This window comes from Curtobacterium sp. MCSS17_011, assembly GCF_003224275.1.
Classification (GTDB): domain Bacteria; phylum Actinomycetota; class Actinomycetes; order Actinomycetales; family Microbacteriaceae; genus Curtobacterium.
The window spans coordinates 187,025-200,689 of the sequence record NZ_QKLE01000002.1; the positions used below are offsets into that span (position 1 = coordinate 187,025).

At 70.3% G+C, this 13,665-nt stretch carries 12 protein-coding genes; 9 read left to right on the forward strand and 3 right to left on the reverse strand.

Going from position 1 to position 13,665, the window contains the following annotated elements; genetic code table 11:
• Window positions 1-205 precede the first annotated feature (205 nt).
• The 5 genes from ileS to DEJ17_RS02295 are packed head-to-tail and all read left to right on the forward strand — an operon-like array spanning window position 206 to window position 6,684.
• Complete coding sequence (ileS, locus tag DEJ17_RS02275; protein ID WP_110891874.1) at window positions 206-3,463, forward strand: isoleucine--tRNA ligase; 3,258 nt, start codon at window positions 206-208, stop codon at window positions 3,461-3,463.
• The gene (locus DEJ17_RS02280; protein ID WP_181420997.1) at window positions 3,460-4,953 is read left to right on the forward strand and encodes a folylpolyglutamate synthase/dihydrofolate synthase family protein; all 1,494 of its coding nucleotides are present in this window, start codon (window positions 3,460-3,462) and stop codon (window positions 4,951-4,953) included. Before ileS ends, DEJ17_RS02280 begins: the two co-directional genes overlap by 4 nt.
• Window positions 4,950-5,366, forward strand: coding sequence for a DUF4233 domain-containing protein (locus DEJ17_RS02285; RefSeq protein ID WP_110891875.1), 417 nt, complete (start codon window positions 4,950-4,952; stop codon window positions 5,364-5,366). Before DEJ17_RS02280 ends, DEJ17_RS02285 begins: the two co-directional genes overlap by 4 nt.
• Before the next feature lie 35 nt (window positions 5,367-5,401).
• Complete coding sequence (gene ndk / locus DEJ17_RS02290; RefSeq protein ID WP_017885984.1) at window positions 5,402-5,821, forward strand: nucleoside-diphosphate kinase; 420 nt, start codon at window positions 5,402-5,404, stop codon at window positions 5,819-5,821.
• A gap of 14 nt (window positions 5,822-5,835) precedes the next feature.
• Window positions 5,836-6,684 (forward strand): thioredoxin domain-containing protein, encoded by an 849-nt coding sequence (locus DEJ17_RS02295; protein WP_110891876.1) that lies wholly within the window; start codon window positions 5,836-5,838, stop codon window positions 6,682-6,684.
• A 64-nt stretch (window positions 6,685-6,748) separates the two neighbouring features.
• Here the strand turns inward: DEJ17_RS02295 and DEJ17_RS02300 are convergent, their stop codons facing one another.
• Together DEJ17_RS02300 and DEJ17_RS02305 are read right to left on the reverse strand one after the other, a co-directional pair.
• Window positions 6,749-7,612, reverse strand: a complete 864-nt coding sequence (locus DEJ17_RS02300; protein WP_110891877.1) for a thioredoxin domain-containing protein — start codon at window positions 7,610-7,612, stop codon at window positions 6,749-6,751.
• A gap of 31 nt (window positions 7,613-7,643) precedes the next feature.
• The gene (locus tag DEJ17_RS02305) at window positions 7,644-8,246 is read right to left on the reverse strand and encodes a vitamin K epoxide reductase family protein (protein WP_258366617.1); all 603 of its coding nucleotides are present in this window, start codon (window positions 8,244-8,246) and stop codon (window positions 7,644-7,646) included.
• A gap of 348 nt (window positions 8,247-8,594) precedes the next feature.
• Here DEJ17_RS02305 and DEJ17_RS02310 point away from each other — a divergent pair, with 348 nt between their 5' ends.
• The gene (locus tag DEJ17_RS02310; RefSeq protein WP_110891940.1) at window positions 8,595-11,564 is read left to right on the forward strand and encodes an Rne/Rng family ribonuclease; all 2,970 of its coding nucleotides are present in this window, start codon (window positions 8,595-8,597) and stop codon (window positions 11,562-11,564) included.
• A 1-nt stretch (window position 11,565) separates the two neighbouring features.
• Entirely contained in the window at window positions 11,566-12,471 is a 906-nt protein-coding gene (locus DEJ17_RS02315) for a hypothetical protein (RefSeq protein ID WP_110891879.1), read from the forward strand.
• 91 nt (window positions 12,472-12,562) lie between these two features.
• Here the strand turns inward: DEJ17_RS02315 and DEJ17_RS02320 are convergent, their stop codons facing one another.
• A complete protein-coding gene (locus DEJ17_RS02320) occupies window positions 12,563-12,835 on the reverse strand; it encodes a DUF4031 domain-containing protein (RefSeq protein WP_110891880.1) in 273 nt (90 codons plus the stop codon).
• Between the two features lie 179 nt (window positions 12,836-13,014).
• Between DEJ17_RS02320 and rplU the strand changes: the two genes are divergently transcribed.
• Window positions 13,015-13,323 (forward strand): 50S ribosomal protein L21, encoded by a 309-nt coding sequence (gene rplU / locus DEJ17_RS02325; protein ID WP_027464715.1) that lies wholly within the window; start codon window positions 13,015-13,017, stop codon window positions 13,321-13,323.
• A gap of 12 nt (window positions 13,324-13,335) precedes the next feature.
• Complete coding sequence (gene rpmA / locus DEJ17_RS02330) at window positions 13,336-13,587, forward strand: 50S ribosomal protein L27 (RefSeq protein WP_017885976.1); 252 nt, start codon at window positions 13,336-13,338, stop codon at window positions 13,585-13,587.
• Window positions 13,588-13,665 lie beyond the last annotated feature (78 nt).

Here is a 13,665-nt window from a genome sequence, read left to right on the forward strand (position 1 = left end):
AGCGTCGATCCGGCCATCACCGGGGAGCTTCCGGAAGAACGCGGAGCGCACCAGTGACTCCGTCAGTAGAACCGGGCGGGTTCGGGACCGTCACCACCCCCGACACAGAGTGGTCGCACAGCGCACGTTGGGCGGCAAACGAGGTGGTACCGCGGAACCTGCTTTCCGTCCTCGTGGAGATCGAGCGAACCCACAAGGAGTCCCGGTGCCGTACCCGTTGAACGCCGATGCCGATGGCGTCGTCCCCTCCCCGAGCTTCCCCGCCGTCGAGCAGGGCATCCTCGCCTTCTGGAAGCGCGACGACACGTTCCAGGCGTCGATCGACCAGCGCGAGGGCTGCCCCGAGTGGACCTTCTACGACGGCCCGCCCTTCGCCAACGGGCTGCCGCACTACGGTCACCTGCTGACGGGGTACGCCAAGGACGTCTTCCCGCGCTACCAGACCATGCGGGGCAAGCAGGTGCACCGCCGCTTCGGCTGGGACACCCACGGCCTGCCCGCCGAGCTCGAGGCGATGCGGCAGCTCGGCATCACCGAGAAGCACGAGATCGACGCCATGGGCATCGACGTCTTCAACGCAGCCGCCAAGCAGTCCGTGCTGCAGTACACCGACGAGTGGCAGGAGTACGTCACCCGCCAGGCGCGCTGGGTCGACTTCGAGGACGACTACAAGACCCTCGACGTCACCTTCATGGAGAGCGTGCTCTGGGCGTGGAAGCAGCTCTGGGACAAGGGCCTGGCGTACGAGGGCTTCCGGGTCCTGCCGTACTGCTGGAACGACCAGACGCCGCTGTCCAACCACGAGCTGCGCATGGACGACGACGTCTACAAGATGCGCCAGGACCAGTCCGTCACGGTCTCCTTCCCGCTGCACGGCGACCGCGCTGCCGCGCTCGACCTGACCGGCGTGCGCGCGCTCGCCTGGACGACGACCCCCTGGACCCTCCCCACGAACGCCGCATTGGCAGTCGGACCGACGATCGCCTACGCGGTCGTACCGGCGGGCCCTGGAGGCGCGGCTGACGGTGCCGACGCCGGTTCCGTCTCCTACCTGCTCGCGTCGGACACCGTGGCCGCGCACGCGAAGGAGCTCGGCTACGCCTCGGGTGACGAGGCGCTCGCCGCCGTCGCGCGCACGCTGACGGGCGCCGAGCTCGACGGCGTCGAGTACGAGCGTCTGTTCGACCACCTGGCCGAGCAGGAGGGGTACGACAACGCCTGGCGCATCCTGGTCGCCGAGTACGTCGAGACCGGGGAGGGCACCGGCATCGTGCACCAGGCCCCGGCCTACGGTGCCGACGACCAAGAGGTCTGCGCAGCAGCCGGCATCCCCGTCGTGCTGTCGCTGGACGAGGGCGGCGTCTTCACGTCCCAGTTCGGCGAGGTCGCCGGGATGCTCTGGTCGGACGCGAACAAGCCGCTGACGAAGGCCGTCCGCGACGCCGGGCGACTGCTCCGCCAGGCGTCGTACGAGCACAGCTACCCGCACTGCTGGCGGTGCCGGAAGCCCCTCATCTACAAGGCCGTCTCGTCGTGGTTCGTCCGCGTCACCGAGCTCCGCGACCGCATGGGCCAGCTCAACCAGGACATCAACTGGGTGCCGGACAACGTCAAGGACGGCCAGTTCGGCAAGTGGGTCGGCAACGCCATCGACTGGTCGGTCTCGCGGAACCGCTACTTCGGCACGCCGATCCCGGTGTGGCAGTCCGACGACCCCGAGTACCCGCGCACCGACGTGTACGGCTCGCTCGCCGACATCGAGCGCGACTTCGGCCGCCTGCCGGTGAACGCCGAGGGCGAAGTCGACCTGCACCGCCCGTTCATCGACGACCTGACGCGGCCGAACCCCGACGACCCCACGGGCGGGTCAACGATGCGCCGGATCACCGACGTGTTCGACGTGTGGTTCGACTCCGGGTCGATGCCGTACGCCCAGGTGCACTACCCGTTCGAGAACCGAGCGTGGTTCGAGTCGCACAGCCCGGCCGACTTCATCGTCGAGTACATCGGGCAGACCCGCGGCTGGTTCTACGTCATGCACGTGCTCTCCACCGCGCTGTTCGACCGGCCGGCGTTCCAGAACGTCATCAGCCACGGCATCGTCCTCGGCTCGGACGGCCAGAAGATGTCGAAGTCGCTCCGGAACTACCCGGACGTCTCCGAGGTCTTCGACCGCGACGGTGCCGACGCCATGCGCTGGTTCCTGATGTCCTCGTCGGTGATCCGCGGCGGCAACCTCGTCGTCACCGAAGAGGGCATCCGCCAGGGCGTCCGCGAGTTCATGCTGCCGCTGTGGTCGACGTACTACTTCTTCACCCTGTACGCGAACGCCTCGGGTCCCGACGGCTACCGGGCCCAGCGCCGGACCGACTCGACCGACGTGCTCGACCGGTACCTGCTCGCGAAGACCCGGGTCCTCGTCACCGACGTCCGGACGCACCTCGACGCGCTCGACACCCCGCTCGCAGCCCAGGCCGTCCGCGACTTCGCCGACGTGCTGACCAACTGGTACGTCCGCCGTTCGCGCGACAAGTTCTGGACCGGGGCCGACGCCGACGCCGGGGCCGAGACCCGCGCGGCGTTCGACACCCTGTACACCGTGCTCGAGACGCTGACCCGGGTCGCCGCGCCGCTCGCGCCGCTCGTCACCGAGGAGATCTGGAAGGGCCTGACCGGTGGGCGCAGCGTCCACCTGACGGACTTCCCGGACCCCGACGAGTTCCCCGCCGACGACGCCCTCGTCGACGCGATGGACCGCGTGCGCGACGTCGCCTCGAAGGGGCTGGCGCTCCGCAAGGCCACGGGCAAGCGCGTCCGGCTTCCCCTCGCCACGCTGACCCTGGTCGTGCCGGACCCGGCGGCGGTCGAACCGTTCGCCGACATCCTGCGCGACGAGCTCAACGTGAAGCGGGTCGTGCTCGAGGAGCAGGCCGAGGAGTCGCTGGCGCAGTACGGCATCGAGCGGAAGCTCACCGTGAACGCCCGCGTCGCCGGTCCCCGCATCGGCAAGCAGGTGCAGCAGGTGATCCCGGCCGCCAAGAAGGGCGACTGGACCGCGACCGAGGCCGGCGTCACCGTCGGCGGCGTCGACCTGATCGAGGGGGAGTACTCGCTCGACCTCACCGTGGCCGACGCCTCGGTGGCGGTGGCGTTCCTCGACGGCGGCGGTTTCGTGGTGCTCGACACCGTGACCACGCCCGAGCTCGAGGCCGAGGGGCTCGCCCGCGACGTCGTCCGCGCCGTCCAGCAGGCCCGCCGAGACGCGGATCTCGACGTCAGCGACCGCATCGCCCTGACCCTCCGGGTGGACGACACGGCCGACGGCGCGGTCCGCGCGCACCAGGAGCTCATCGCGGGGGAGACCCTGGCGACGAGCGTCGAGATCGTGCCCCTCGGGGCGGACGACACCACCACCGACGTCGGTGACGGTGCGAAGGTATCCGTGGAGGTGGCACGCGCATGAGCGACGACGACCAGTACGACGACCACGAGGCGAACGAGGAGTTCGTCGGACACGACGAGTTCGACGGTCGCGACGAGGACGGCATCCGGATCCCGGTCGGCCCCTCCGGCGACGGTCCGTTCGAGGCCGTGCCCTACGGCGGCGACGACGACGAGGTCCGCCGCGTCGAAGCCGCCCTGTACGCCCGGATCGGTGAGCAGTCGCCCGAACACCGCCTGACCGCGACCCGCCGCGCCGTCGAGCTCCTCGGCGACCCACACCTGGCGTACCCGGTGATCCACATCACGGGGACGAACGGCAAGACGTCGACCGCGCGCACGATCGAGAGCATCGTCCGCGCCCACGGTCTGCGCACGGGCCTGATGACGAGTCCGCACCTGGTGTCGATCCGGGAGCGCATCGTCGTCGACGGCCAACCGATCGCTGCGGACCGGTTCGTCGAGAACTGGGACGACATCGCCCCGGTGCTCGAGATCACCGACCGCGAACTCGCTGACAAGGGCGAACTCCCGCTGACCTTCTTCGAGGCGCTGACCGTGCTGGCCCTGGCGTGCTTCGCCGAGGCACCGGTGGACGTCGCCGTGATCGAGGTCGGCATGGGCGGCGAGTGGGACTCCACCAACGTCGTGCAGAGCCAGGTCCAGGTGTTCACGCCGATCGCCATCGACCACGCGAAGCAGCTCGGCGCCACGGTGGCCGAGATCGCCCGCACCAAGTCGGGCATCGTCAAGCCGTCGTCCGCCGTGGTGTCGAGCCGGCAGGCCCCCGAGGCCATGGCCGAGCTCGAGCGCGCCGCCGAGCTCACCGAGTCCACGCTGGCCGTCGAGGGCACCGGTTTCTCGGTGCTGGACGTCACCCCCGCTGTGGGCGGCCAGCTCATCACCGTGCAGGGCATCGCCGGCCGCTACGACGACCTGTTCCTGCCGCTGTTCGGCCGGCACCAGGCCGACAACGCCGCCGTGGCCATCGCGGCGGTCGAGTCGTTCCTCGGACGCGGGGCCCAGGCCCTCGACGAGGACGTCCTGTCCGAGGGCATCGCCGGCACGACCAGCCCCGGTCGCCTGCAGCCCATCGCCACCGACCCGACCGTCGTCGTCGACGCCGCACACAACCCGCACGGCGCAAAGGCCCTCGCCGAGGCGCTGCCGGTCGCGTTCCCGTCGGAGCACGTCGTCGGCGTCGTCGGGATCCTCGGCGACAAGGACGCCCGCGGGTTCGTCCGCGCGCTCAAGGACACCGTTGCCACGTTCGTCGTGACGCAGCCACCGGGGGAGCGTGCGCTCGACGCGGACGAGTTCGCCCGGGTCGTCGTCGACGAGGTCGGTGAGGACCGCGTCGTCGTCGAGCCGTCCCTGGCGTCCGCGCTGCAGGAAGCGCGCAGCCTGGCCGACGAGGCGGATGCCGAGGACGCCCTCGTGCTCGTCGCGGGCTCCATCGTGATGGTGGGCGCGGTCATGGACCTCGTGCACCGCGAAGGCGAGGCGAAGTGACGGACGCACCACGTGCCTCCCGGCCGGGCCGCGCACCGCGCACCCGGAAGCCGCGCCGCGAACGCGGGGCGCAGGAGAGCCTGCTCTCGATCACCCTGGTGCTCGAGGCGATCATGTTCTTCTTCCCCATGCTCGTCGTGTTCGGCAAGGGCACGCTGCCGCCCGCCGCGGCCTTCGGCGGCGGCATCGGCGCGATCATCGTCCTCGCAGCTGCCTCACGTCTGACGGGCAACCCGGCCGGTGTATGGTTCGGGTGGCTGCTGCAGGCGGCCATCCTCGCCACCGGGTTCATCGAACCGTTCATGTTCGCGGTCGCCGTGGTGTTCCTGGCGCTGTGGGTCTTCTGCTTCGTCAAGGGCGGTCAACTGGACCGCCAGAACGCCGCGCGCCGAGCGGCCATGGGCGAGGACTGACCACCACATTCGACCCCGAACACAGGGAGTACTGCGTGTCCGACTTCGAAGAGACCCTCGTCCTCGTCAAGCCCGACGGCGTCGCCCGCCAGCTCACCGGCGAGATCCTCCGCCGGATCGAGGCCAAGGGCTACGAGCTCGTCGACCTGAAGATGCTCACCGCGCCGCGCGACCTGCTCGACGCCCACTACGAGGAGCACCAGGGCAAGCCGTTCTTCGAGCCGCTCGTCGAGTTCATGCAGTCCGGTCCGGTCGTCGCCGTGCGCGTCGCCGGCAACGGTGCGATCGCGGGCTTCCGCTCGCTCGCCGGCACCACCGACCCGACCTCGGCCGCGCCCGGCACCATCCGTGGTGACCTGGGCCGCGACTGGGGCCTCAAGGTCCAGCAGAACCTGGTCCACGGTTCGGACAGCCCCGAGTCGGCCGCGCGCGAGCTCGCGCTCTGGTTCGCCTGATCGACGGGGACGACGTGACGAACAACGACCGACCCACCAAGAACGAGCGGCGTCAGCACGCCCGAGAGGTCGCACGGCAGCGCGCCGACGCCGAGAAGCGCCGCAAGCGCCGCAACAGGTGGTTCCTGCAGGGCAGTATCGGCCTGGGCATCGTGGCGATCGCCGCGATCATCACCATCGTCGTGGTGAACGTGAACAACGCGCCCTCCGTCTCGGCGGCCGGGCCGAAGAACATGGCCACCGGCGCGATCCAGTTCACCGGCCAGGACGGCGAGGTCACCCCGGTGACCACGAAGGCCGTGCCCGCGAAGGGCACCCCGTCCGCGGTGCCGACGTCGAACACCGACGGCGCGGTCGCGGTCACCGAGTACGTCGACTGGGCGTGCCCGGTCTGCAAGCAGTTCGAGGCCGCCTACTCCGACCAGATCCTCGACAAGGTGAAGTCGGGCGACGCGACCCTGGCGATCCAGCCGGTGTCGATCCTCGACCGCAGCTACGCGGGCTCCCGGTACGCCAGCCGTGCCGCGAACGCCGCCATGTGCGTGGCGAACTACGCGCCGGACAAGTTCCTCGACGTGCAGACCCAGTTCTTCGAGAACCAGCCGGCCGAGGGCACCAAGGGCCTGACCAACTCCGAGATCGCGAAGCTCGTCAAGGCGGGTGGCGCGACCGGTTCGGACCTGTCCGAGTGCCTGTCGTCCGAACAGTTCAAGGGCTGGGTGACGAAGTCCACGCAGGCCGTCACCTCGAACGAGGCACTCGCGGGCGCGCAGGGCTTCGGTACGCCGACGATCGTCGTCGACGGCAAGCGCCTGGACGACCTGAGCACGGTCATCACCGCGATCGACGCCGCGGCGAAGTAACCGCACCGATCACGACGAACAGCCCCCGCTTTCGATCGGCGAGCGGGGGCTGTTCGTCGTACGACTAGGACGCTCCGCCGTGCTGCCGGACGAAGGCCGCGAACGCGTCCACGTCGGCGAGCGACGCCGAACCGTCGGCGTTGTACTGCTCGCCGTCGACGATGATCGTCGGCGTGCTCGTGATCCCGTCGAGCGACGAGTTCGGCACCGGGTCGTTCATCGCCCGGTTCGTGGCGTCGGCGACCCACCCGGCGAAGTCCTGCCCCGTGATGCACGGTGCCACAGCCGCGTCCTCCGCACCCGCTCGGCGCGCGAGGGACGCCAGCTCGTCGTTCGTGAGTCCGCGCGTGCTCTCCGAGGGCTGGTGCTCGTAGAGCGAGGTGTTGAACGCCAGGAACGCGTTCGGGTCGTGGTCCGCGACACAGGCGGCTGCCGCAGCCGAGCGGGTGGAGTACCGCGATCCGAGCGACACGCGGTCGAGCAGCCCGAGCGGATGCAGCTCGAGGGTGGCGCTGCCGTCCTCGACCCACTGCCGGATCCGGGGCATCTGGGCAGTCTCGAACTGGTTGCAGTACGGGCACATGTAGTCCGCGTAGATCGTGATCGCGGTCTTCGAGCCCTCCTGCACGGTCGGCGTCGGGGTCCCGCCGTCGGGCACCGCTCGCGTCTCGACGGGCACGATCCTGCCGTTCGCTCCGGTGAGCAGGACGCCGTCGCTCGCCGCGTTCCGCGGCCCGGGACCGGCGGGCTGCACGGAGTTCGCGATCACGAGGACGAGCACCGCGATCACCGCGAGCCCGCCGACGATGATGCCGCTGATGCCGAGCGTGCGGAGACGGCGGCGGCGCGACTGCTCCGCCACCCGTGCCGCTCGCGCGCGCTCACGTGCGGCGTCCCGCCGTGCCCTGCTGCTCTCGTTCTCGCTCATCGAACCCGAGCGTAGGGGCAGTGCGGACGGCTCAGAAGCTGGTGAGGACCGCGGGGAACTTGATGATGATCGTGACGATGATGACCAGGTAGTTCGCCAGCACGAACGCCCAGCTGAAGGGCAGGAGCGACCGCCCGACGCGCTGCGCTCCGGCCCCGAAGCGACCCTGGGCCGCGTTCCAGATCGTGAACACCCAGAACATCGGGATGGTCATCGACCAGACGAGCATGCACCACGGGCACAGGGCGCCGATGACGAAGACGGTCTGCGTGAACAGCCAGGTCACGAACACCCACGCCAGGAAGACGCCGGCGTTGAACACGATCCAGAACCAGCGCGAACCGTTCCGGAACCCGGCGAGCAGCAGCACCGCCACGGCGAGCGGGGCGACGAACCCCATGACGCCGAGCAACGGGTTCGGGAACCCGAACAGGTGCCCCTGCCAGCTGGCCATCACGTCGGAGCAGTTGATGAACGGGTTCACGTCGCAGCTCAGGACGGCCTTCGGGTTCTGGTACTTCGTGAACTCGTCGAGGACGAGCCGGAACGAGCCGAACAGGCCGACGAGCCCGGTGACGAGCAGGAAGACCGCCATCGCGATCGGACGACGGGGGGCAGGTGCAGACGCGGTCACGCGGTCATCATCGCATGCGGGTTCCGGTGCTTTCCGGGTGCGGCATGCGATAATGCCTGGAGGTCGTGCGGCCAACCGCACACCGAAGAGAGCTTTCCGAGCAGCACCCCACCGGGTGGTGCTCGGACGATCAGGTGCGGTGAGAGCGCACTGTGGTCGGGACAGCGTCACTCCGACGCCGAGCCGACCCGGGCCGGGTGCCCGGAGCGGAACGGGCGCGGACGCAAGCGAAGTCGACGCAGACCGGTCACGAGACAGCGAGCGCGGGGGCGTCGACGCCGCCCGCCACAACTACAGAATTCCCGCCGCCCGAAAGGGTGCGAGTGGGGCCGAGGAGTGCGCCAGTTCATGGTGGAGCAGAACAACGACAACACGACCAACGACGAGAACGCGCCGAAGCGCCGGAGCCGCCTGTTCGGCGGTCGCCGCGCCCGGTCGTCCGGCCAGGAGGCCCGTGAGGGCGCCGAGCAGGCACCCCACGCCGACGAGACGCTCGCGCTGACGGGCGGCGCTGACGCCCGTCCCGCGGCCGGCGTCGGGTCTCCCGACTCGCCGGATTCTCCCGGTTCGCCGGACTCCCCGGCATCGCCCGTCGAGCCGACCGACACCGGGGCGGTCTCCGTCGCGGTCGAGGCCGTCGCCGACAGCGGTGTCGAGCCGCACGACGTGAGCACGCTGACCGGTGACCTGCCGGTCGTCACGGGTGACCAGGCCACGGACGCGACCGACGGGGCGGACGCGGGCCGCGCCTCCCGTCCGGCGCAGGAGCAGGCGATGACCGAGGCGGGCGCACCCGCTGCTGCCGCCGAGGAGCCGTTCGTGCCGAAGGCCACGAGCACACTCAGCCTGATCTTCCACGCGCCGGTGCTGCCGGAGCTGCCGCAGCGTGCGCCCCGGTTCGATCGCGACCGCGACCGCGACCGCGACCGCGACGAGGACGACCGCTACGACCGCGAGGACCGATTCGACCGCGATCGCGACCGTGACGACCGAGACGACCAGGGCGGTTCGCGCCGTCGCTCGCGTCGCCGTGGATCGAGCGCCGACCGCGAAGCCCGCGAGCCGCGCGACCACCAGGAGCCGCGCCGTCGCGAGCCGGAGCTCATCACCGAGCCGCAGCGCATCAAGGGCTCGACCCGTCTCGAGGCGAAGAAGCAGCGCCGTCGGGACGGCCGCGATGCCGGACGCCGACGCCAGGTCGTGAGCGAGGACGAGTTCCTCGCCCGCCGCGAGAGCGTCGACCGCCAGATGATCGTGCGCTCCAGCACGTCGACGATCGAGATCGGCGTCCTCGAGGACGGCATCCTCGCCGAGCACTACATCACCAAGTCCGAGAACGTCTCGCTGATCGGCAACGTCTACCTCGGCAAGGTGCAGAACGTGCTGCCCTCGATGGAGGCGGCGTTCGTCGACATCGGCCGCGGTCGGAACGCCGTGCTCTACGCCGGCGAGGTCGACTGGAACTCCGTCGAGACCGGCAACCACGGTCGCCGCATCGAAGCAGCGCTCAAGCCGGGCGACAAGGTCCTCGTGCAGGTCACGAAGGACCCGGTCGGCCACAAGGGTGCGCGCCTGACCAGCCAGATCTCACTGCCGGGCCGCTACCTGGTCTACGTGCCGAACGGCTCGATGAACGGGATCTCGCGCAAGCTGCCGGACACCGAGCGTGCCCGCCTGAAGAAGATCCTGAAAGAGGTCCTGCCGGAGCACGCGGGCGTCATCGTGCGCACCGCTGCCGAAGGTGCGACCGAGGAGCAGCTCACCCGAGACGTGCAGCGCCTGACCAGCCAGTGGGAGGCCATCCAGAAGAAGGTCGCCGGTGGCCAGGCCCCGGTGATGCTGCACTCCGAGCCGGACCTGCTCATCAAGATCGTGCGTGATGTCTTCAACGAGGACTTCACGAAGCTGATCATCGACGGCGAGTCCGCCGGTGCGACCATCGACGAGTACCTGTCGGCCGTCGCCCCGGACCTGAAGGACCGCGTCGTCCGCTACGAGGGCCCCGACTCGTTCGAGGAGTTCCGACTCAACGAGCAGATCGACAAGGCGCTCGACCGCAAGGTCTGGCTGCCCTCCGGTGGTTCGCTCGTCATCGACCGCACCGAGGCCATGACGGTCGTCGACGTCAACACCGGCAAGTTCGTCGGTTCCGGCGGCAACCTCGAGGAGACGGTCACGAAGAACAACCTCGAGGCCGCTGAAGAACTCGTCCGCCAGCTCCGCCTGCGCGACATCGGCGGCATCATCGTCGTCGACTTCATCGACATGGTGCTCGAGGAGAACCGCGACCTCGTGCTCCGCCGCCTGGTCGAGTGCCTGAGCCGCGACCGCACGAAGCACCAGGTCGCCGAGATCACCTCGCTCGGCCTCGTGCAGATGACCCGCAAGAAGATCGGTGTCGGTCTGCGCGAGTCCCTCGACGAGGTCAACGCGAAGATCAACGACAACAACGCCGACCCGGGCCCGAGCAAGGGCCGTCGCAAGGGTCGCGGCGGGAACGGCACCGAGAACGGCCGCTCCGGCAACGGCGGCAACGGCGGCAACGGGAACTCCGGTTCCTCGGGGTCGTCCAACGGTGCGTCCGGCCAGGCGCACCAGATCACCGACGACGTGAAGAACGCGCTGTCGCGGATCGCCGCCTCGACCCTGTCGCACGACGAGCAGGAGGCGGCAGCTGCTGCGGCGACCGCGACGGAGGCCACGGCACCGTCGGCAGCCGACGCGTCCACCGCCACGGACAGCACGGGTGGCGAGCAGCCGGCCGGTTCGAAGCGCCGCCGTCGTGGCCGTGGTGGCCGCGGTGGAGACCAGCAGAGCAGCGACCAGCAGGCCGTTGCCCCGGCTTCGACCACCGACGCGCCGGAGGCACCCGCCGCCGAGCGGTCGGGCGCACCGGGCTCGTCGGCCACCGCTGAGCCCGACGTGATCGTCGAGTCCGAGGCGCGCGCGCTGAAGGCCAGCGCGCCGAAGGGCACTGCGCCGGCCGTCACCGAGCCCGCGTCCGCACCGAAGGCGAAGGCCCCGGCCCGTCGTCGCGTGAGCTCGAGCGCCACCGTCACCCCGACCGACAACACCGTCGCGATCCTCGACATCCCGATTGCCGCAGCGCCCAAGCGGGAGCCCCGTGCGGTCGCCCCGGACGCCGAGTCGCTGCTCGACTCGGTGCTCCAGGCGCTCCCGGAGCCGAAGCAGCCCGGACAGGGGCGCTCGCGCTCCCGCCGGGTCTCGTCGCCGAGCATCAGCGCTCCGGCCACGCCGACGGAGGAGCCGACCGACGACGCCGACGGCTCCGACGGCGCAGTGATCCTGGGGAACTGACGTGACGAACCCGGGCGACCCGCAGCAGCAGCGTGGGTACTACGGTGCGGGCTGGTCCCAGCCCGCACCGCCCGGCCCGGGTGCCCAGCAGCCCGGCGGCCCGGTGCCGCCGCAGCAGGGCGGTGTGCCGCCGTACGGCCGTCAGCCCGGTGCCGGCGCGCCGTACGCCCCGCCGCGTCCGCCACGTGCTCCTGCCGACCCACGCCGGGCCTTCGCGCCCGGGGCCTCGGTGACGAACACCGCCGGGGCGCTCATCGCCGTGGTGGCCCTGGTGCTCGTCCAGTTCGTGTCTGGACTGTTCGGTGTGCTCGGCACCTCGCTCGTGGTCAGTCCGTTCCAGCACTACGGCGCCGGGACGAGCCTGCTCGGCAGCTTCACGACCGGCGTCTTCGTGGCACCGTTCCCGTACTACGTCGGGGCGTTCCTCGCCCTGGCCTTCCTGACGCCGATCGACCGCCGCAGCCCGCTGCCGAGGCTCCTGCTCCGTGTCGTGCTCGCCGGTGCCGCGGGCACGGTGGCCCTGATGCTCGTCGGGGTCTTCACCGGATCGTTCGGCGCGGCCACGGCCGGCGGCTCGAAGCTCGTCATCGACGTCCTCACGCGGCCGCTGCAGAACGGCCTGCCGTTCACCGTGATGCTCTTGGCGACCGCCACCGCTGCCTGGCTCTGGCTCGGCCGCCCGCGCCGCGCACGTGGGACGGCGACGACCCCGGGCATGCCGGGCACGGTCCGGCCCGCCGACGCAGTTCCGCCGGCGACGATCCCGCAGCCGCGGCAGGCACCGTACGGGCAGGGGCGCGTGCAGCCCGACCCCCACGGCCAGCACGGCGGGCAGTACGGCGCCGGGCCGCGCTCCGACCAGCAGCAGCCCCCGGCGAACCCCTGGGGCCCTCCAGCGCCCCGCTGACCACGTGGAGGCCCTGCGAGCCGGCCCCGCACCGTGCGAGGTGCCTGGCGGTGCGGACCCGCGCCGGGCCTCCCGGCCGTCCGACGCGCCGTCAGCGGCCGCGCTTGTCGCGCTGCGCCACGCGCAACCCGCTGCGGATCAACCGCAGCACGAGCTCGCGACCGGTGACGGCCGAGGCGCCCGCGGCCACCAGTTCGTCGTACCGCGAGAGCGGGACGTCGTAGTGGTCGTGGTCGAACGCACGGCGCGGCACACCGGCACGCGCAGCGAACGCGTGGAGTTCCGCGTAGGATTCATCACTGACGAGGTGCGACCACAGTGTGTCGTGGGCGGGCCACGTCGGTGGGTCGATCAACACGGTCACCGTGCAATCGTACGGGTGTCGCCGTTTGACCGGACCCAGGGTGATCGAGTATTCTCGGTCCCTGGTGTCAGCGGGCCGTTCTGCCTGCGTCGCCGATCGGGCCCGGCCTTCCGGGAGCCGCTCGTGCAGAAGTGGGCACCCGAGACTTCCCTCAAGCAGAGTTACGTAAGGATTTCCACGTGGTTTACGCAGTAGTGCGCGCCGGCGGCCGTCAGGAGAAGGTCGAGGTCGGCACCATCCTGACCATCGACCGTGCCAAGGCCGACGACAAGGGCAACATCGACCTCGCCCCCGTGCTCCTCGTGGACGGTGACAAGATCACGTCGGCGGCTTCCGAGCTCGCGAACGTGACCGTCACCGCCGAGGTGCTCGACGACCTCCGTGGTCCCAAGGTCATCATCCAGAAGTTCAAGAACAAGACCGGGTACAAGAAGCGCCAGGGTTTCCGCGCTGAGCTGACCCGCGTCAAGATCACCAAGATCGCGTAAGGGAGTCAACTCATGGCACACAAGAAGGGTGCGAGTTCCACTCGCAACGGTCGTGACTCGAACGCACAGCGCCTCGGCGTGAAGCGCTTCGGTGGCGAGGTCGTCAACGCTGGCGAGATCATCGTCCGCCAGCGCGGAACCCACTTCCACCCGGGCGCCAACGTCGGCCGCGGTGGCGACGACACGCTGTTCGCCCTCTCGTCCGGTTCGGTCGAGTTCGGCACCAAGGGTGGCCGCAAGGTCATCAACATCGTGAACGCGTAGTCGTCCGAACGACTGCAGCTGGAGGGGCGGGCCGAGTGCCCGCCCCTCCTTCGCTTTTCCCGCCGACGATCCCGTCGG